Source organism: Streptomyces sp. ATCC 21386, from assembly GCF_018728545.1.
Taxonomy (GTDB): domain Bacteria; phylum Actinomycetota; class Actinomycetes; order Streptomycetales; family Streptomycetaceae; genus Streptomyces.
In genome coordinates this window covers 1950037-1969197 of sequence record NZ_JAAVVL010000001.1, presented here as the reverse complement: position 1 = coordinate 1969197, position 19161 = coordinate 1950037, and the positions used below count along the sequence as shown (strand labels likewise).

At 69.8% G+C, this 19161-nt stretch carries 22 protein-coding genes and 1 pseudogene; 1 reads left to right on the top strand and 22 read right to left on the bottom strand.

Features of this window, described 5'->3' with window-relative positions; translation table 11 throughout:
* Positions 1-90: 90 nt before the first annotated feature.
* The 5 genes from GWK25_RS08670 to rpsB form a co-directional block, all read right to left on the bottom strand.
* Positions 91-1209 (bottom strand): phosphatidate cytidylyltransferase, encoded by a 1119-nt coding sequence (locus tag GWK25_RS08670; protein WP_215449211.1) that lies wholly within the window; start codon positions 1207-1209, stop codon positions 91-93.
* Positions 1209-1766 (bottom strand): ribosome recycling factor, encoded by a 558-nt coding sequence (frr, locus tag GWK25_RS08665; RefSeq protein ID WP_033526942.1) that lies wholly within the window; start codon positions 1764-1766, stop codon positions 1209-1211. The genes GWK25_RS08670 and frr overlap by 1 nt, the downstream gene beginning before the upstream one ends.
* A 155-nt stretch (positions 1767-1921) precedes the next feature.
* Positions 1922-2680: a UMP kinase gene (gene pyrH / locus GWK25_RS08660; protein ID WP_045561445.1), complete on the bottom strand. Its 759-nt coding sequence runs from the start codon at positions 2678-2680 to the stop codon at positions 1922-1924.
* 195 nt (positions 2681-2875) lie between these two features.
* Positions 2876-3712: a translation elongation factor Ts gene (gene tsf / locus GWK25_RS08655; RefSeq protein WP_184899862.1), complete on the bottom strand. Its 837-nt coding sequence runs from the start codon at positions 3710-3712 to the stop codon at positions 2876-2878.
* Between the two features lie 159 nt (positions 3713-3871).
* A complete protein-coding gene (gene rpsB / locus GWK25_RS08650) occupies positions 3872-4780 on the bottom strand; it encodes a 30S ribosomal protein S2 (protein WP_215449210.1) in 909 nt (302 codons plus the stop codon).
* Positions 4781-5075: 295 nt separating this feature from the next.
* On the opposite strand from rpsB, the gene GWK25_RS08645 reads away from it, so the two are divergent.
* Entirely contained in the window at positions 5076-5729 is a 654-nt protein-coding gene (locus GWK25_RS08645; protein ID WP_374200691.1) for a M23 family metallopeptidase, read from the top strand.
* Positions 5730-5787: 58 nt separating this feature from the next.
* On the opposite strand, the gene GWK25_RS08640 is transcribed toward GWK25_RS08645, so the two are convergent.
* From GWK25_RS08640 to GWK25_RS08560, 17 genes and pseudogenes are all read right to left on the bottom strand, one after another.
* A complete protein-coding gene (locus GWK25_RS08640; RefSeq protein ID WP_215457272.1) occupies positions 5788-6345 on the bottom strand; it encodes a TetR/AcrR family transcriptional regulator in 558 nt (185 codons plus the stop codon).
* A gap of 286 nt (positions 6346-6631) precedes the next feature.
* Positions 6632-7468, bottom strand: coding sequence for an RNA polymerase sigma factor WhiG (gene whiG / locus GWK25_RS08635; RefSeq protein ID WP_215449209.1), 837 nt, complete (start codon positions 7466-7468; stop codon positions 6632-6634).
* Positions 7469-7740: 272 nt separating this feature from the next.
* Positions 7741-8886: a DNA-processing protein DprA gene (gene dprA / locus GWK25_RS08630; protein WP_215449208.1), complete on the bottom strand. Its 1146-nt coding sequence runs from the start codon at positions 8884-8886 to the stop codon at positions 7741-7743.
* Positions 8883-10493: a YifB family Mg chelatase-like AAA ATPase gene (locus GWK25_RS08625; RefSeq protein ID WP_215449207.1), complete on the bottom strand. Its 1611-nt coding sequence runs from the start codon at positions 10491-10493 to the stop codon at positions 8883-8885. Before GWK25_RS08625 ends, dprA begins: the two co-directional genes overlap by 4 nt.
* The gene (locus GWK25_RS08620; protein WP_215449206.1) at positions 10493-10918 is read right to left on the bottom strand and encodes a YraN family protein; all 426 of its coding nucleotides are present in this window, start codon (positions 10916-10918) and stop codon (positions 10493-10495) included. The genes GWK25_RS08625 and GWK25_RS08620 overlap by 1 nt, the downstream gene beginning before the upstream one ends.
* Before the next feature lie 128 nt (positions 10919-11046).
* Complete coding sequence (locus GWK25_RS08615; protein WP_005311352.1) at positions 11047-11355, bottom strand: DUF2469 domain-containing protein; 309 nt, start codon at positions 11353-11355, stop codon at positions 11047-11049.
* A gap of 56 nt (positions 11356-11411) precedes the next feature.
* The gene (locus tag GWK25_RS08610; RefSeq protein ID WP_215449205.1) at positions 11412-11948 is read right to left on the bottom strand and encodes an NUDIX hydrolase; all 537 of its coding nucleotides are present in this window, start codon (positions 11946-11948) and stop codon (positions 11412-11414) included.
* Positions 11938-12684, bottom strand: a complete 747-nt coding sequence (gene lepB / locus GWK25_RS08605; RefSeq protein WP_215449204.1) for a signal peptidase I — start codon at positions 12682-12684, stop codon at positions 11938-11940. Before lepB (GWK25_RS08605) ends, GWK25_RS08610 begins: the two co-directional genes overlap by 11 nt.
* Positions 12685-12762: 78 nt before the next feature.
* Positions 12763-13776, bottom strand: a complete 1014-nt coding sequence (gene lepB / locus GWK25_RS08600) for a signal peptidase I (protein ID WP_374200600.1) — start codon at positions 13774-13776, stop codon at positions 12763-12765.
* Positions 13664-14764: pseudogene (gene lepB, locus GWK25_RS08595) on the bottom strand (signal peptidase I); the annotation flags it as partial. The pseudogene lepB (GWK25_RS08595) and the gene lepB (GWK25_RS08600), both read right to left, overlap by 113 nt.
* Positions 14757-15485, bottom strand: a complete 729-nt coding sequence (gene lepB / locus GWK25_RS08590; protein WP_215449202.1) for a signal peptidase I — start codon at positions 15483-15485, stop codon at positions 14757-14759. The pseudogene lepB (GWK25_RS08595) and the gene lepB (GWK25_RS08590), both read right to left, overlap by 8 nt.
* A 56-nt stretch (positions 15486-15541) precedes the next feature.
* Positions 15542-15892 (bottom strand): 50S ribosomal protein L19, encoded by a 351-nt coding sequence (rplS, locus tag GWK25_RS08585; protein WP_033526928.1) that lies wholly within the window; start codon positions 15890-15892, stop codon positions 15542-15544.
* A 134-nt stretch (positions 15893-16026) separates the two neighbouring features.
* On the bottom strand, positions 16027-16860 hold the full coding sequence (gene trmD, locus GWK25_RS08580; RefSeq protein WP_215449201.1) for a tRNA (guanosine(37)-N1)-methyltransferase TrmD: 834 nt from the start codon (positions 16858-16860) through the stop codon (positions 16027-16029).
* Complete coding sequence (rimM, locus tag GWK25_RS08575; protein WP_215449200.1) at positions 16860-17402, bottom strand: ribosome maturation factor RimM; 543 nt, start codon at positions 17400-17402, stop codon at positions 16860-16862. Before rimM ends, trmD begins: the two co-directional genes overlap by 1 nt.
* Before the next feature lie 119 nt (positions 17403-17521).
* Positions 17522-17761, bottom strand: coding sequence for an RNA-binding protein (locus GWK25_RS08570; RefSeq protein ID WP_033526925.1), 240 nt, complete (start codon positions 17759-17761; stop codon positions 17522-17524).
* A 2-nt stretch (positions 17762-17763) separates the two neighbouring features.
* Positions 17764-18192: a 30S ribosomal protein S16 gene (gene rpsP, locus GWK25_RS08565; protein WP_215449199.1), complete on the bottom strand. Its 429-nt coding sequence runs from the start codon at positions 18190-18192 to the stop codon at positions 17764-17766.
* 362 nt (positions 18193-18554) lie between these two features.
* A complete protein-coding gene (locus GWK25_RS08560; RefSeq protein ID WP_033526923.1) occupies positions 18555-19151 on the bottom strand; it encodes a hypothetical protein in 597 nt (198 codons plus the stop codon).
* Between the last annotated feature and the right edge of the window lie 10 nt (positions 19152-19161).

Here is a 19161-nt window from a genome sequence, read left to right as displayed (position 1 = left end):
GCAGGCCGTCGTCACGCAGGCCCCCGGATTTACCAACAGCGTCCTGGAACCAGGACGGGGCCCACTCGGCTCGGCAGGCTCGATCGACGCTCAGCCCGAGCCCACGAACAGCACCAGCAGCAGCCAGACCACCGGGGCCGTCGGGAGCAGCGAGTCCAGGCGGTCCATGATGCCGCCGTGGCCCGGCAGGAGCGTGCCCATGTCCTTGATGCCGAGGTCCCGCTTGATCATGGACTCGCCGAGGTCGCCCAGCGTGGCGCTGGCCGCGACGGCGAGACCGAGGAGCAGGCCCTGCCACCAGGCGCCGTCGTCGATGACGAACTCCATGAGCAGCGCGCCCGCGACCATGGCGAAGGCGATTGCGCCGAGCAGCCCCTCGCGGGTCTTGCCGGGACTGATGCGCGGCGCCAGCTTGTGCGTGCCGAAGCGCCAGCCGACGGCATACGCGCCCGTGTCGCTGACGACGGTGAGCAGCAGAAACACCAGGACCCGCTGCGGCCCGTCGTCGGCGGCGAGCATGAGCGCGACGAACGTGGCCAGGAACGGCACGTAGAACGCGGCGAAGACCCCCGCGGTGACGTCCTTCAGATAGTTCTCCGGCGGTTCCGTCATCCGCCAGACGAGGACGGCGAGCGCGGTGAGCGCCATGGCCACCCAGGCCCCCTCGGGCCCGCGGACGTACCCGGCGACGACCATGGCCGCCCCGCCGACCGCGAGCGGCACGAGGGGCGCCTTGATGCCCTTGCGTTCCGCCAGGCGCGAGGTGAGCTCCCACAGCCCCACCACCACGGCGACCGCTATCACCCCGACGAAGGCCGCCTTGACGATGAACAGCGAGGCGACGATGACCACACCGAGGCCGACGCCGACCCCTATGGCGGCGCCCAGGTCACGGCCCGCGCTCTTCTTCTGCGGGGCGGGCTGTGGGGCGTCGGGCATGGGCTCCGGCTTCTGCGGCGCCGCCCCGTGGGGCTGCGCCGACGGCGTCTCGTCGCGGAAGGGGGGACCGGCCTGCCGAGCGGCCCCCCGGTCGTCGTCCTGGTTCCCGCCATGCGCGGGTACATCGGGCACGATGGGCATGGGGCGAGTCTGCTGGGCCTCAGGCGCATCGTACGTGGGACCCGCCGGGGCTTGCCCCTGGACAGGTCCCCGGTCGGTCGGCGCCCAGTACCCGGCTTGTGACGGCGCCCCCCAGGAAGAGTCGTTCATCAGACCTCGAGGAGCTCCGCTTCCTTGTGCTTGAGCAGCTCGTCCACCTGAGCGACGTACTTCGCGGTGGTGTCGTCGAGCTCCTTCTCCGCACGGCGGCCCTCGTCCTCGCCGACCTCGCCGTCCTTGACGAGCTTGTCGATCGCGTCCTTGGCCTTGCGGCGGACCGAGCGGATGGACACCTTGGAGTCCTCCGCCTTGCTCTTGGCGACCTTGATGTACTCGCGGCGGCGCTCCTCGGTGAGCTCGGGGAACACCACCCGGATGATGTTGCCGTCGTTGCTCGGGTTGACGCCGAGGTCGGAGTCGCGGATCGCCTGCTCGATGTTGCGCAGGGCCGTCTTGTCGAACGGGGTCACCACGGCCATGCGCGGTTCCGGCACCGAGAACGAGGCGAGCTGGTTGATCGGCGTCAGCGCACCGTAGTAGTCAGCCACGATCTTGTTGAACATCGCCGGGTGCGCACGACCGGTGCGGATCGCGGCGAAGTCGTCCTTGGCGACCACGACGGCCTTCTCCATCTTCTCCTCGGCCTCGAGGAGGGTCTCTTCGATCACCACTTGCTCCTGCGTGTCTTGAGTAGGCCCGGCAGCTGTACTTGGTCTGGTCGGCGGCCGGCTGCGTCGCGTCTTGTTCCTGCACGGTTCCCGACCGGCAGGACATTGTCCATCCCCCGGTCAGGCTCCGTCCCCCGGGCAGGGGAAGGACCCGGTCAGGCCCGGCTTCCCTGATCACCCACGAGAGTGCCGATCTTCTCACCCTTGACGGCCCGCGCGATATTGCCCTCCTTGAGAAGCTCGAACACGAGGATCGGGAGCTTGTTGTCACGGCAGAGCGTGATCGCGGTGGCGTCGGCGACCTTCAACTCGCGGGTGATGACCTCGCCGTAGCCGAGGGAGTCGAACTTGACCGCGTCCGGGTTGGTCTTGGGGTCGGAGTCGTAGACCCCGTCCACGCCGTTCTTGCCCATCAGCAGCGCCTCGGCGTCGATCTCCAGGGCGCGCTGCGCGGCGGTGGTGTCGGTGGAGAAGTAGGGCATGCCCATACCGGCGCCGAAGATGACCACACGGCCCTTCTCCAAGTGGCGCACGGCGCGCAGCGGGATGTACGGCTCGGCGACCTGGCCCATGGTGATGGCGGTCTGGACGCGGCTGTCGATGCCCTCCTTCTCCAGGAAGTCCTGGAGGGCGAGGCAGTTCATGACCGTGCCGAGCATGCCCATGTAGTCGGAGCGGGCCCGGTCCATGCCGCGCTGCTGGAGTTCGGCGCCGCGGAAGAAGTTGCCGCCGCCGATGACGACGGCGATCTCCGCGCCGTCGCGTACGACGGCCGCGATCTCCCGGGCGATCGCGTGCACCACGTCTGGGTCGACGCCGAGGCCACCGCCCCCGGAGAACGCCTCTCCGGACAGCTTCAGCAGAAACCGGCCGCTCAATTTGCCGTCGTCGCTCTTCTGGGGCTTGGTGGTCATGGAGATCTCGCCTCTTTACGTGTCGCACATACGAAGAAGGCCATTGCCGGTGGGGTGGTGTTCGCATCCCATGCGCGGCAATGGCCTCCTCGTCAGATCTGCTGTCGTCCGCATCGCGTCACGCGCGCACGGGGCGGCGTACGCGAACGACTGCACTCGACCCTATCGGGGCCGGGCGCTGGTCGCGTAACGGACTCAGATGCCGACCTTGATGCGCGTGAAGCGCTTCAGGGTGACACCGGCCTCGTCCAGGACCTTCTGGACGGACTTCTTGTTGTCCAGCGCGTAGGGCTGACCGAGCAGCGTGGCGTCCTTGAAGAAGCCGTTGAGGCGACCCTCGACGATCTTCGGCAGGGCGGCCTCGGGCTTGCCCTCGGCGCGGGTGGTCTCCTCGGCGACGCGGCGCTCGGACTCGACGACCTCGGCCGGCACGTCCTCCTTGGAGAGGTACTTCGGCGCGAAGGCGGCGATGTGCTGGGCGACACCCTTGGCGAGGTCGGCGTCGGCCTTGTCCAGCTCGACCAGGACACCGATCTGCGGGGGCAGGTCGGGCATGGTGCGGTGCATGTAGGCGAAGACGAAGCCGTCGGCGAACTGCGCGAAGCGGTCGAGGACGATCTTCTCGCCGAGGTTGGCGTTGGCCTCGTCGACGTACGCCTGGACGGTCTTGCCGGCCTCGATCTCGGAGGCGAGCAGGGCGTCGAGGTCGGCCGGGGAGGTCGCGGCGACGTGCGCGGCGATGGCGTTCGCGGCGGCCTGGAACTTCTCGCCCTTGGCGACGAAGTCCGTCTCGCACTTCAGCTCGACGAGGACACCAGAGGTGTTGTCGTCAGCGATGAGGGAGACCACGGCGCCGTTCTCGGCGGAGCGGCCCTCGCGCTTGGCGACGCCCTTCTGGCCCTTGATGCGCAGGGCCTCGACGGCCTTGTCGACGTTGCCCTCGGCCTCGTCCAGCGCCTTCTTGCAGTCCATCATGCCGGCGCCGGTGAGCTCGCGGAGCTTCTTGACGTCGGCGGCGGTGTAGTTCGCCATGATCTGTGAATCTCTTCTCGGAGTTCGAAGTCTCGAAGTCGGCGTCCGCCGCCGCTCGTAGGGCGGGCGCCCGCCGAAGATCTACGGGCTGCGGGTGAACGGCGGGTGGCGCGGTCGGCGCCACCCGCCGTCATGTCGACAGCCCTACGACCGTGAAGGTCAGGCCTGCTCGGCGTCCGCGGCCGGAGCCTCGGCGGCGGGGGCCTCGGCAGCGGCCTCGGCCGGTGCCTCGGCGGCAGCCGGAGCCTCAGCGGCAGCCGGGGCCTCAGCGGCGGCCGGGGCCTCGTCGGCCTTCTTCTCGCCCTCGAGCAGGTCGCGCTCCCAGGCGGCCAGCGGCTCGCCCGCGGCCTTGTCGCCCTTGCCCTCGGTGGCGACACGGGAGCGGGAGATGAGACCCTCGGCGACCGCGTCGGCGATCACACGGGTGAGCAGCGTGACGGAGCGGATCGCGTCGTCGTTGCCGGGGATCTTGTAGTCGACCTCGTCGGGGTCGCAGTTGGTGTCGAGGATGGCGACGACCGGGATGTTGAGCTTCCGGGCCTCGCCGACCGCGATGTGCTCCTTCTTGGTGTCCACGATCCAGACGGCGCTGGGCACCTTCTGCATCTCGCGGATACCACCGAGGGTCTTCTCCAGCTTGGCCTTCTCACGCGAGAGGACCAGGAGCTCCTTCTTGGTCAGACCCGACGACGCGACATCCTCGAAGTCGATCTGCTCGAGCTCCTTAAGGCGCTGCAGACGCTTGTAGACGGTCGAGAAGTTGGTGAGCATGCCGCCCAGCCAGCGCTGGTTGACGTAGGGCATGCCGACGCGGGTGGCCTGCTCGGCGATGGCCTCCTGCGCCTGCTTCTTCGTGCCGACGAACATGACCGTGCCGCCGTGGGCGACGGTCTCCTTGACGAACTCGTAGGCGCGGTCGATGTACGACAGCGACTGGAGCAGGTCGATGATGTAGATGCCGTTGCGCTCGGTGAAGATGAAGCGCTTCATCTTCGGGTTCCAGCGACGGGTCTGGTGACCGAAGTGGACGCCGCTCTCCAGCAGCTCCCGCATCGTGACGACGGCCATGGCCGTTCTCCTTGAATTTCTCGGTTGTGCCGCGAGAACCGGACGGCTCCCGCGCCTGACGCCCGCGATGCGCCGTTGCCACTGAGGACCGAGGGGCGCTGATACAGACCGTCTGACGAATCTGACGGACCTCGTACCGGGGCGTGCGAAGTCGACCCGGTGACCCGGATCGCCACCAGAAGTGTACGGGACCCGCGAGGTCCCGGGTGACGCCGATATCCACAACCGACGAGTAGTCCACAGATCCCGGCCATGATCGCGCCACTCGCGGGACGCTTCCCCCATGTCCGACGAGATGCCTGACGAGAAGCCTCACCAGATGATCCACCAGCTGACTCACGGGGGCACATCCCCGCCACGTGTACGCCCGTGGCGGGCCCTGCTGCTGTGCCTGCTGCCGGCGCTTCTGCTCACGGCCTGGACGACCGCGCCCCGCGCGGCCCCGGGACAGGACGCCGCCCCGGCACCACCGGGGGCCGTGGAGCCCGTCCCCGCCGTGGAGCCCGTCCCGGCCGTGGCGCGCGCCTGGCCCGTCGGCCTGCGCCCCCTGGTGGCCCGGGCCTGGGAGCCCCCGCCCACCCCTTACGCACGAGGCCACCGGGGCGTCGACCTCTCCGCACCGGCCGGTTCCCCGGTTCGCGCGGTGGCCCCGGGACGCGTCGCGTTCGCCGGCCGGGTGGCGGGCCGGGGAGTCGTCTCGATCGAACTGACCGGCACCGGCGACCCGCCCCTGCGCACGACCTACGAACCGGTGCGGACCTCGGTGAGGAAGGGGGACGCGGTGACGGCGGGCACCCTCTTGGGCACTTTGGAGGCCACCCCTTCCCACTGTCCGGCGGCATGCCTCCACTGGGGCCTGCGCAGAGGTGACAGCTACCTGGACCCGCTCGCGCTGCTCCCGCCGTGGCTGCTCCGTCGGGGGCCTTCACGCCTGCTTCCCCTGGCGTAACCGCAGGCGCCCAGTGTTCCGACGGCCCGAACGGTCCGAACGACCCGGCCCAGAGGGCTCAGCCCCGCACCCCCCGCAGAGCCATCCCCACGGCGGCCTCGGTGATCACCGCCGGATCCTCCGCGGCCCCCAGCTCGATCCGCCGCACGGCCGAGTCCACGACTCCCTGGAGCAACATCGCGCCCAACCGGGGCTCAGCCTGCCCGAGCTCCGCCAGCGCATCCACGATCATCGCGACGAGCCCCCCGTGCGCAGCCCGGATCTTCTCCCGCGCGCCGGCGTCCAGCTCACTCGCCGAGATCGCCACCACGGCCCGGTGCCGCCGGTCCCCGACCAGCTCCAGCTGCTTGCGGACGTACGCCTCGACCTTGCCCTCGGGCCGCTCGACCGCGGCCATCGCGGCCTCGACCTCCGCCGCCCAGACGGGAAAGTCGACCTGGCACAGCTCCTCGACGACGGCGGCCCGCGAGCGGAAGTACTCGTACACGGACGACCGCGCCAGCCCCGTACGTTCGGCGAGCGCGGGGAACGTCAACGCCTCCGTCCCTCCCTCGGACAACAGCGATCGAGCCGCGTCCAGCAGGGCGGCTCGCTGCATCGACCGGTGCTCGGCCACGGAGGCCGCTCGAATCCTTGGCACGACATCCACTCTACGGACGGACCGCCACCCACGGGAGTGCCTCTCCCGACGCGCCCTCGCCGACAACCGTCCGACGGCCGTCGGACGATCGCCGGGCGGTCGCCGGGCGACCGCCGTCCGCTCCACGGATGGTCGTCGACCACCTTCGGACGACCATGGACGGCCCTACGCCACCCACCGGGGCCCGCAGCCGCCCGCACCCGGTCCACCGGCCCGCCCCTCCACCCGGACCACACCCCGACATTCGGCCGGATCACGTGGGTCAACGGCCGAAACTCGCCAGTTTCGCCCGCAGCTGCAGCACGGACTTCGTGTGGATCTGGCTCACCCGGCTCTCGGTGACGCCCAGCACGTTCCCGATCTCCGCGAGGGTGAGCCCCTCGTAGTAGTAGAGCGTGACGACGGTCTTCTCACGCTCGGGCAGCGTGTTGATGGCCCGCGCCAGGAAGCGGCGCAGCTCCCGATCCTCCGCGACCTCGACGGGGTTGTCCGCGGCGGTGTCCTCCAGCGTGTCCATCAGACTCAGCCGGTCGCCGCCCTCGCCCCCGACGTGCAGCAGCTCCTCCAGAGCGACCACGTTGGCCAGCGACAACTGGCTGAAGACCGAGTGGAGTTCGTCGACCGCGATGCCCATCTCGGCAGCGACCTCGCCCTCGCTCGGAGTGCGTCTGAGCCGCGACTCCAGCGTGGCGTAGGCCCGCTCGACGTTGCGGGCCTTCTGCCGCACCGACCGGGGGATCCAGTCCAGCGCGCGCAGTTCGTCGATCATGGCGCCCCGGATCCGGGTGATCGCGTAGGTCTCGAACTTGATCTCCCGGTCGATGTCGAACTTCTCGATCGCGTCGATGAGCCCGAAGACCCCGGAGGAGACGAAGTCCGCCTGCTCGACATTGGTCGGCAGGCCGACGCTCACCCGGCCCGCCACATACTTCACCAGCGGTGAGTAGTGCAGGATCAGCTGCTCGCGCAGCCGGTCGTCGCCCGTCGTCTTGTACGTCCGCCACAGCTCGTCGAGTGTCGAGGGGGCGGATGGGCGCACGGTGCCGCGAGCGGCGGAGGGTACCGCCGCCCGGTCAGACCCGGAGGTGTGCTGGGGCATTCGTCGCCTTGTGCCGTTCTGCCGTGAACTGGGGATGCCTGGGTGAGCTGTCGGTCTGATGTCGAGTTGCCTGTCCTGAGTCGGAATCCTCGTGAGCGTAGCGTGACTGAGGAGTCGCAGTGCGCGAAGGCCGAGGGATCGCCGGTGCGCAGATACGTTCCGCTGGACGCCGCACCAGGGCTCGGCGATCGCGGGGTCTGACCGCTTCGGCGCGTCAACTGCCGGAAACAGCAAGGCCGTCGGCGTTCCCCCGGACGGCCGAACACACTCCGTCAACCCGACCTCCGATCGGGCGAGACCGAGATCATCGCCTGGCGTGTCAACTTCCAGCTGTCGCCGTGTCGTTCGACGTAACCGAGTGCGCGCAGTTCGTACAGTCTCCCGACCGCGTCGTCCACGGTCGTGCCCGCGCCGCGCGCGATCTCGCCGGGGGCCGCGCTCCCTCGCCCCGGCAACGCGGCCAGCACCTGCCGCGCGCCGGGTTCCAGCAGGTCACGAGGGAGGACGGGGCCTCGGCGGTCGGGCGCCAGCTCTCCCATGTCACCCACCAGCTCGACGACTTCCGCCGCGTCGGAGACGAGGACGGCGTCATTCCGCAGCAGGTCGTGCACGCCGGCCGAGAGCGTCGAGGTGGCGGGGCCCGGCACCCCCATGGCGAACCGGCCCAGCCGCTGTGCCGCCCGCGCCGTGACCAGCGAGCCACTGCGGTAGGCCGCCTCCACGACCACGGTGCCCCTGGTGAGCGCGGCGATGACCCGGTTCCGCTGGATGAACCGGCTCGGCGTCGGGTGTTCTCCGGGCGGCAACTCCCCTACCACGAGCCCCTGTTCCGCGATCCTGCCGATCAGCTGGACGTGCCCTCGGGGATACGGCCGGTCCACCCCGCAGGCCAGCACGGCGACGGTCGCTCCGCCGACCCCGAGCACGCCCCGGTGCGCGGCGCCGTCCACGCCGTACGCGCCCCCGGACACCACCACCCACCCCCGCTCGGCAAGATCCGCGGCCAGGGACGCCGCCATGTGTGCGCCGTACTCCGTGCAGGCCCGCGCCCCCACGACGGCCACCGACCGCAACGCCCACATCCGCACGTTGGCGTTCCCCCGCACCCACAACCCCACGGGCCGCCCGTCCCCGAGATCATCAAGCTGCTGGGGCCACTCCCCGTCCCCGGGGATGAGGAAACGGACTCCGGCCGCCGCCGCGTCCTCGAGGTCACGCTCGGGGCGGATGTGGTCGGCTCGTGCCCGGAGCGCCTCCCAACGTTTGGGGGTGACCCAGGGCAGGGGCTCGTCCTCCGTTGTCAGGCGCTGGAGTGTCGTCAGGGCGCCGTACTGTCGCAGCCACCGTCCGCCGACCTCGTCGCCGGGCTCGACGATCCTCGTCAGGGCGACACGAGCGAGCCGCTCGTCGTCCGTCACGTGCCGGCCCCCTCCAGGACGGCACCGCGTCGAATGCCGGTGCGCAGTTCCAGCGCCCAGTTCACGTCGCGCTCCGAGGGACGGTCGCGCCCGGCGAGATCCGCGACCGTCCAGGCGACCCTCAGCACACGGTCCAGGCCGCGTGCAGTCAGCAGACCTCGGTCCAGATCGTCCTCGGCCTTGCGCAACGCCCCGGGCTGCACGTGCCATCGCGTACGGAGCTCATGCCCGGGGACCTCGCTGTTCGTCCGCCAGGGTGTGCCCTCATACCGCTTGGCCGCCCGCTCCCGTGCGGTGCGGACCCGTGCGGCCACCGTTTCTGTGGACTCGGCACCGGTGTGCAGGCTCAGCAACTCGGCCCTCGCCACCTGCTGCACGGTGACCCTCAGGTCGACGCGGTCCATGAGCGGACCGGACAACCGGGCCCTGTACCGCTTGATCGAGGAGGGCCTGCACTCGCAGATGTCGTGCCCCACGCCATGTCGGCCGCAGGGGCAGGGATTAGCAGCCAGGACCATGACGAACCTCGCGGGCATTCTCAACATCCCGGCCGCCCGGGCGACCACCACGTGTCCTGATTCCAGGGGCTGACGCAAGGAGTCCAGCACGCTGCTGTGGAATTCCGCGGCCTCGTCCATGAAGAGCACCCCGTGGTGTGCCAGGGAAACGGCTCCGGGGCGCGGCAGCCCGGTGCCGCCGCCGATCAACGAGGCCATGGTCGCCGAGTGGTGCGGAGCGCAGTACGGCGGCTTGTCGACCAGCGGGTGCCCCGGTGGCAGGGTGCCGGCAACCGAGTGGACGGCAGTGACCTCCAGAGACTCCTGCGAGTTCAGCCTCGGGAGCAGACCCGGCAGGCGCTCGGCGAGCATGGTTTTGCCCGCCCCCGGAGGCCCCTTGAAGAAGATGTGGTGCCTGCCCGCCGCGGCGACCTCCAGGGCCGCCCGCGCCGTGTGCTGACCGGCCACGTCGGCAAGGTCGCGTGGCTGCTCGTCGCCGCCCAAGCCCGTCCCGAGGCCGGTTCCGGGGAGCGAGAGGCCCGCGAGGAACGGGTCCGGGCGGATGTCGCCCAGGACCGGATCCTCTTCGGGCACGGGCTCGTCCGTGAGCACGGCGATCAACTGGCGAAGGCTACGTACGCCCAGGACGGACACCCCGGGGACCAGCGAGGCCTCGGGCACCGCGCACTCGGGCACCACTACCTGCTCGTATCCGGCGTCGGCTGCCGCGAGCACCGCGGGCAGGACGCCTCGGACCGCCCTGACCCGGCCGTCCAGCCCCAGCTCTCCGATCATGACGATGTCGGCGAGCACCCGTGGATCGATCCGCTCTGCCGCGCCTAGCGTCGCGGCCGCGATGGCAAGATCGAATCCGCTGCCGCTCTTCGGGACCGACGCCGGACTCAACCCCACCGTGAGCTTTTTCTGCGGCCATGCGCAGCCCGAATTCACCACCGCCGCCCTGACCCGATCCTTGCTCTCCGTCAGGCTCTTGTCCGGCAGTCCCACCAGGGTGAAGGCCGCCACGCCAGGTTCCAGGTCGGCCTGGACCTCGACCACGACGCCCTCGACGCCGACGAGGGCCACGGAGCATGTGCGGGCGAATCCCATCAGGCCACCCCCCGCACATGCTCCACGACGGGGGCGCCGCGGTCGGGCAGGACGACGCCGACGACGTCGATGCGGACGCCGCCCGGCGGGCTCCCCCCGTGTTCCTGGAGCCAGCGTTCGGCGAGGCGGCGCAGCCGTTCCGCCTTGGTCGGCGTGACCGCGGCCATCGGGTGTTCGAACGGGCCGGCCCTGCGGGTCTTCACCTCGCAGACGACCAGCGCGTCCCCGTCACGCGCCACGATGTCGATCTCACCCGACCGCCCGCCGCGCCAGTTGCGCTCCAGGACCGTCATCCCGGCCTCGACCAGCCGCCGCGCGGCCAGGTCCTCGCCGTATTTCCCGAGCGCGCCCCGCGCGCTCTTGCCCCGGCCTTGTCCGCCCCGCGCCTCGCTTCGGCGCGCACCGTCACCTCGTGCCTCGCTCATGTCGGCACCACCTCCGGCGCCAACACTGAGGGCGGCTCAGCCCGCTAGTGGATCTTGGTGGACAGACTGCCGATTGTGGATATCTTCACCACCCACACGAATGACGGCACCTCATCCCCGAGCCACTCTCAGCTGCCCGGCAGCTCCAGATCGCTCTTGTTCAGCTCCTCGATGTTCACGTCCTTGAACGTGAGCACCCGCACCTGCTTCACGAAGCGAGCCGGCCGATACATGTCCCACACCCAGGCATCCGCCATCGACACCTCGAAGAACACCTCACCCTGGACCGAGTGCACCTGCATCTCGTAGTCATTGGTGAGGTAGAAACGCCGCTCGGTCTCAATCACGTATTTGAACAGACCGACGACATCGCGGTACTCCCGGTAGAGCTTCAGCTCCATCTCGGTCTCGTACTTCTCGAGGTCCTCGGCGCTCATGGCATGTTCCCCTTCAGCCGTGCGATCCCACCATTGTGCGTCAGTCCCGCGATCCCCTAGACAATTTCGGTGTCGAGGACCACGGGTCTGGCGGGGGGACCCTCGTCGAGCAGTGTGCGAAGCAGTTCGGCGAGTCTGGTCGGGTACACCGTCTCATGCGTCCGGGCCAGTTCCCCGCACGTCCACCAGCGCGCTCCGGCCACACTGCGCCGTTCCAGCTCGGTGAGGCCGGCGGCGACAGGCACGACCTCGTGCGCCTCGGGGGTCCTGGCGAGGTAGTACCACTCGTCCTGGTCCCAGCGGCGCCCGGCGAAGGGGAAGGAGCACATCCGCCGCCAGAGCACAGGGCCGAGCTCCACGTCCGTGATCCCGGTCTCCTCCACGAGCTCCCGCAGAGCGGCCTCCTCCCGGGTCTCCGTGCCCTCCACACCGCCGCCCGGCGTGAACCACCAGTCGTCGGCAGGATCGTCCGGCTCGTGCCCGTGCAGCAGCAGGACGCGCTCCCGCGGATCCAGCAGGATCACCCGGGCCACCCTGCGCAGCCCGCCCTCGTACGTGTCCCCCGTGCCCCCGACCGTGCCCTCAGCCGACACCGGCGGGCTCCGGCTGCGTCGTACGGCCGCGTCCGCCGAACCGCTTGGCGACGGGCCCGTAGGCCGCGCCGCCCAGCACGAGCACCATGCCCACAACCAGCGCGGTGGTGATCAGCCGCAGCGGGCCCGGAGAGGACAGCGCGCCCAGCTTCTCGAAGCCCGTGGGGCGGGCCAGCATGCCGTCCATGGGCCAGACGACGGCGTCCACGCGCGCGTCCACATGGCTGCGCGGCACCGTCCCGTTGCCCGCCTCCGTCAGGTGGGCGGTGGAGTCCAGGGAACCGCTGCGCTCGTCGCCGAGGAGGAACAGCCGGCCCTTGGGGACGGTGATCTCGGGGATCCCGGTCAGCTCGGCCTGCTCACCCTCGGGGAGGTAGCCCTCGTCGATCTGCTTGCCGTTGACGGTCAGCTTGCCGTCGGTGCAGCAGGCGACCGTGTCCCCGCCGACCGCGACGACGCGCTTGACCATGGGGGCGTTGCCCCAGGTCTCCTGCCGGAAGACCACGACGTCACCGCGCCTGATCTCGGAGCCGTCCACCCGCTCGGCGAGTATGCGGTCCCCGGAGGTGATGGTGGGCGACATCGAGTCGGTGGGCACGGTGTAGGGCGCGTAGGCGACCGCGCCCCACAGGAAGCCGCCCAGGAAGAGGACACAGCCGAGGGCCACGGCCAGCCCCGACAGCTTGCTGCCGAGCCGTCCGCGGCCCTCGTCCGTACGACTTGTGGTCCCGCTCATCCCAGTGCTCCCCAGGTCGGAGAATCGGCCCTCCTGGCCCGGGCGGGCCACGGAAGATCGGCGATCTGGGACCGCACCCTACCCGGCGGTACCCGTGCCAGAAACCCTCGGGCTTTCGGTGGCCAGAAGGCGGCGCCGGCGCCACAGCACCAGCGGCACCGCGCCCGCGAGGCCGAGCGCTCCGGGGGCGGCGGCACTCAGGTTCTGCTCGAAGGTGTCGGGAACCGGCAGCGTGGACCAGCGGGTGGGCGGCCAGGCGACCACGATGGCGCGGCCCACGACCTGGCTCACCGGGACCATGCCCTTGTTGCTGTCGTTCTGGTGGTAGCGGGAGTCCAGCGAGTTCTGGCGGTGGTCACCCATGACCCAGATTTTGCCCTCGGGCACCTTCACCTTGAACTGACCGCCGGTGTCGTCGACGGTGCAGGGGGTGTTGCCGGGGTAGACGTACGGCTCGTTCAGCGCCTTGCCGTTGACCTTGAGCGGGCCGGTGCCCTTGCACTCCACGGTGTCGCCGGCCACGCCGACGACACGCTTGATGAGGTCCTTCTCCTCGGCGGACGGCATCAGACCGATCCAGCCGAGGACCCGCTGCACGGCGTTGGGCTCCAGGGTGGGCTCGCCGTCCAGCCAGCCGTCCGGGTCGTGGAAGACGACGACCTCGCCGCGCTCGGGCTCCGAGCCGAACCACGGGGTGAGCTTGTCGACCAGGACCCGGTCGCCCTCCTGCAGGGTGTTCTGCATCGAGGCGGAGGGGATGGAGAACGCCTGCACCAGGAACGTCTTGATCAGCAGTGCGAGCACCAGCGCGATGCCGATCAGGATCGGCAGTTCCTTCCAGAAGGAGCGCTGCTTCTTCTTGGGCCGCTCGTCCTGGTCGCCGTCGTCGGCCGAGGTCCGGGGGCCGTCCTCGCCGTCCGTCGCTTCGCCGTCCGGGGAGTCACTCCCGGAGCCGGCCGGACCCTCGGAATTCACCGCGTTCTCCACGTCCTCCACGTTCTCCGCGGCCGGGGAAGCCGCCTCGTCGGATCGCTCCGGCCGTTCTTCGGAACCACCGTGTCCCGACCGTGCGCCGACCGCCAAATCCCCCACATCCACTCCTCACTCCGTACCGCCGCCCGCGCCACAACCGGTGCAGGCCCACCACTCCCATAACGAGCGGGAGTTCCGCAGGGGTCGGGAGGGGGATCAATCCGTTTCGATCCGCGGGGGCCACCCTATGCGAAGCGCCGAGGGCAATGGTCGACCCGCTCGGCACGGCTGAGAACGTGTCAGGTTCCTCCAACTGCCCCCAGTGACCGACCGGCCAGGCGATGACGACCGCCCGGCCGACGACGGAGTCCTCCGGCACCGTACCGCCGAACTGAGCCGTCTTCGAATCGTCGGACTGGTGGGCGCGCGAGTCGGCGGAGTTCTCCCGATGGTCGCCCATCACCCACAGGCGGCCCTGCGGCACGGTCACCTCGAACCGCTGGGTCGAGGGCTGGTTGCCGGGGTGGATGTACGCCGTCTCGTCCAGGGGCATGCCGTTGACCGTGACGCGCCCCTGGGTGTCACAGCACTTGACGGTGTCACCACCGACCGCGACGACGCGTTTGATCAGGTCCTTCTCGTCGTCGGACGGGAGCAGGCCGATGAACTGCAGGCCTTCCTTTATCTGCTTGATGACGATCGGGTCCTCGGTGGCGATCGTCGTCTGCTCGTCCTCCAGCCAGCCGCCCGGGTCCTTGAAGACGACGACGTCCCCACGGGTGGGTTTGGAGCCGAACCAGGGCGTGAGCTTGTCGACCAGGACGCGGTCGCCGATCTGGATCGTCTGCTCCATGGAGCCCGACGGGATCACGAACGCCTGGACGAGGAACGTCTTGAGGACGAGGGCTATCAGGACGGCGACACCGACGAGGAGCGGGATCTCCTTGACCGCCGAACGCCGTCTGCGCCGCTTGATCTTGCGGGCGAGTTTCCGTCGCTCGACGCGGCTCGGCCGGGCGGCGCCGCCGGAGCGGCGCGTACCGGTGGGCAGCAGATTGTCGGCCGGGGTGCTGGGAGCGGCACCGCGGGGTTTGCCGCGGTTACCCATGCGCACCGCCGGCGGCGGGCACGCGTGCGTACGCGTCGGGGCGGTGCAGACGCGTCCAGCGGTCGGCGGGCCAGACGATCCACTCGGCCCTGCCGATCACGGAGTCCAGGGGGACCATGCCGCCGCCGGGGGACCCGAGATGGTCACGGGAGTCACTGGAGTCACTGCGGTGGTCGCCGAGGAGGAACAGTCTGTCCTCGGGGACGACCACGTCGAAGGGGACGTTCGACGGGCTGTCGCCCGGGTACAGAAACGACGACTCGTCGACCCACCGGCCGTTCACCTCAAGCCTCCCCTCCTGGTCGCAGCAGACCACCCGGTCTCCCCCCACGCCGACAACGCGCTTGACGTAGTCGGCGTTCCCGAAATAGCCGGTGCCGTCGAACACGACGACGTCACCGCGCCGCGGCTCAGATCCGAAACGGTACGCCAACTTATTTACGAGAACGCGGTCCCCGATCCTCAATGAGTGGGTCATGGAGCTGCTGGGAATCTGGAACGGCTGCATCACGAAGTTGCTGAAGAGCGTCAGAAAGAGCAGGCAGATCAGCACGGTCAGGGTGTATCCCCCGCCCGGCACCCGCGCGGTGGTCCGGTCCACCCACGCGAAACGCGACCGCTCCTCCGACCCTCCTGTGGCGGAGATCTCCTCGGAGACCTCCGCGCCGGAAGGGCGGGGGGAACGGTCGCGCTCCATGTACTGCTGTGCTTCGGTGTCCATCGGGGCCAGATCGTATCCGGCCCCGGTGCGACGACCTTGGTGACTCGAACGCGCGATCAGTTGTCGCGCTTCTCCTTGATCTTCGCCGCCTTGCCGCGCAGCTCGCGCAGGTAGTACAGCTTGGCGCGACGGACGTCACCGCGGGTGACGAGCTCGATCTTCTCGACGATCGGGGTGTGCACCGGGAAGGTGCGCTCGACGCCGACGGAGAACGAGACCTTGCGGACCGTGAAGGTCTCGCGGACACCGGCGCCCTGGCGACGGATGACGACGCCCTTGAACTGCTGCACACGGGAGCGGTTGCCCTCGATGACGCGCACGTGGACGTTGACGGTGTCACCCGGGCGGAACGCCGGGATGTCGCTCCGCAGCGACGCGGAGTCGAGGGAGTCGAGCAGGTGAGACATTTCGTCTGCTTTCTTCGCCCATGCCACAGGTCATAGGCGGGAGCTAGGTGTTACGAGAGGATGCTGTCCGGGTCGGGGCGGGCGTCGTGTCCCCCTGTGGCAGGGGCGCGCGCCGGACGACGCACAACAGCGGCCTATTGTTCCACGCCCTCGGGCCGCCGCCAAAATCGGCCGTGGGGTGCCCCCTCCGGATCCGGCGCCCAGCCCAGGATGGAGAGCATCTCGCGGTCCTTCTTGTCGAAGGCCTTGGGGTCGCAGCGCTCGATGAGGTCGGGCCGGTTGGCGGCCGTGCGCTTCAGCGCCTCGTCCCGTCGCCAGCGCGCGATCCTGCCGTGGTGGCCGCTGAGCAGCACCTCGGGGATGTCCCGGCCGCGCCACTCGGGGGGCTTGGTGTACACCGGCCCCTCCAGGAGGTTGGCCATGGCGCCGGGCGCGAAGGAGTCGTCGCGGTGGGACTCGGCGTTGCCGAGGACGCCGGGCAGCAGTCGTGCCACGGCCTCGGTGACGACGAGGACGGCCGCCTCGCCGCCGGCGAGGACGTAGTCACCGATGGACACCTCGTACACCGGCATGCGGGTGGCGTACTCGTCGATCACACGCCGGTCGATGCCCTCGTAGCGCGCCGGCGTGAAGACCAGCCAGGGGCGCTCGGAGAGTTCGACGGCGAGCGCCTGGGTGAAGGGGCGGCCGCTGGGGGTGGGGACGATGAGGGCCGGCCGGGCGGATCCCGTCTCGTATCCCTGAGCCAGCACGTCGTCGAGCGCGCAGCCCCAGGGGTCGGTCTTCATGACCATGCCGGGGCCGCCGCCGTACGGGGTGTCGTCGACCGTGTTGTGCCGGTCGTACGTCCAGTCCCGCAGGTCGTGGACGTGCACCTGGAGCTGCCCACGGGCGCGGGCCTTGCCGACGAGGGAGACGTTCAGGGGTTCGAGGTACTCGGGGAAGATCGTGACGACGTCGAGCCGCATCAGGACTCGTCCCGGGAGGACGCGATCTCCGCCTGGTCGTCGATCAGACCGGGCGGCGGGTCGATGACCGCCTTCTGCTCCTCCAGATCGATCTCGGTGACGATCTCCCCGACGAACGGGATCATCACCTCGCTCCCGTCGGGCCGTTCGACGATGAACAGGTCCTGGGAGGGCAGATGCGAGATCTCGGTGATCCTGCCGACCTCGACGCCGTCCTTGGTGACCACGTCCAGGTCCATCAGCTGGTGGTCGTAGTACTCGTCCTCCTCCTCCGGCAGTTCCTCCGGATCCACCTCCGCGATCAGCAGGGTGTTGCGGAGGGCCTCGGCGGCGTTGCGGTCCCGGACGCCCTCGAAGCGCAGGAGCAGCCGGCCGCTGTGGACTCGTCCGGTCTCGATGGTGAGGGGGCCCGTCGAGGCGGGGTCCGTGAGCAGGACGGCGCCGGGGCCGAGCCGGAGTTCCGGTTCGTCGGTGCGGACCTCGACAGTGACCTCGCCCTTGATGCCGTGGGCGCGGCCGATCCGTGCGACTACGAGCTGCACTGTGCTCGATCTCCTGTCATACAACTCATGCAACGCATAGGACTGATACCACGCATACGACTACGGGCCGGGGACGGCCGAGTGGCCCTCCCCGGCCCGAGCCGGTGCTGCGATGTTCGTCAGCGGACGTGGTCCACGTCGACGAGGTCGACGCGGACACCGCGGCCGCCGATGGCGCCCACGACGGTACGCAGGGCGCGGGCGGTACGGCCGTTACGACCGATCACCTTGCCGAGGTCGTCGGGGTGGACCCGGACCTCGAGTACGCGCCCACGGCGCAGGTTGCGGGAAGCGACCTGCACATCGTCGGGGTAGTCGACGATGCCCTTGACGAGGTGCTCGAGAGCCTCCTCGAGCATGCTCAGGCCTCGGTCGGCTCAGACGCGGAAGACTCAGCCGCGGCCTCGTCCTTCTTGTCGGCCTTCTTCTTCTGGGTGATCGCCTCACCCTTGCCCTCGTCGTCGCCGCCCAGGGCCTCGAACGACGGGCGCGAGGACTTCGGCTGAGCCACGAGCAGCGGCGCCGGGGCGGGCTCGCCCTTGAACTTCTGCCAGTCGCCGGTCTTCTTCAGGATGGCGAGCACGGGCTCGGTCGGCTGCGCGCCGACACCCAGCCAGTACGCGACGCGCTCCTCGTCGACCTCGATGACCGACGGGTTGTACGTCGGGTGGTACTTGCCGATCTCCTCGATCGCACGGCCGTCACGGCGGGTGCGGGAGTCGGCGACGACGATGCGGTAGTGAGGCGAACGGATCTTGCCCAGACGCTTCAGCTTGATCTTGACTGCCACGGGAGTGGGTTCTCCTGGATTTGACGTGGTTGGGCACGGCGAGAGAGCCGCGTGGGGTTGCGGTACCCGAGTGCCCGATGGACGCGTCAGCCGGAGGAGAGAGGGGTCCTGTGCGACTGTCGAGTACAGCTAGCCATTGTGCCACACGCTGGGGTTCGCCTCTCACCGGGAGTGCACGCGGTCATGCCGAAGCGGCACCCGGCGTCAGGACTCGTTCACCGGGTGCCGCCCGCATCCACCCGTGCCACCGCAGCGGCACGACTGCCCGCGGCGAGGGCGGACCACAGACCGACCGCGAACCGGATACGGCTGCCACGAGCAGCCGTCTGTTCAGCTCGCCGTCTCCTCGGCTCGCCCTCGTCTCACGCCGCGCCCACGACCTCCGGGATCCGGAAGGGCTTGCCGCAGCCGCCGCAGACGATGGGTGCCTGGGCGAGTACGGACGGGACCACGCGGACGTTGCGGCCACAGTCGCACACGGCCTTGACGCGGACGCCGCCGCCGGAGGAGCCGTGCCGGGCGGCCGGACCCCGGAAGCTGCGGGCCGTGTCCGCGGAGGTCGCGGCGGTGTGGGCCTTGAGTGCGCGCTGCAGTCGGTCGATGGTCGGGCGATAGCGACGCTTGGCCTCGGGATTGAGCGTGACCAGCGAGAAACCGCTGCTGGGATGCGGTTCCTCGGGGTGGTCGAGGCCGAGCTCCTCGGCGATCGCGAGGAATCTGCGGTTGTGGTACCGGCCGGCACGTGAGGTGTCGCGGACCCCACGCGCGGCGGCGATGCCATGGACTGCCTCATGGAGCAGTCGCTCGAAGGAGAGTTCGTGCCCGCAGGCGGACGACGACTCTCCGATCAGGGACTCGGGAGCGGCAAGATCCGGCAGCTCGGGGTGGTGCCGTTGAATGTCGGCCCACGCCTGTGCCAGTTCTGCGGCGAGAACAGGTGGTGTCTGTGTCGTGCTCACGTAATGACAA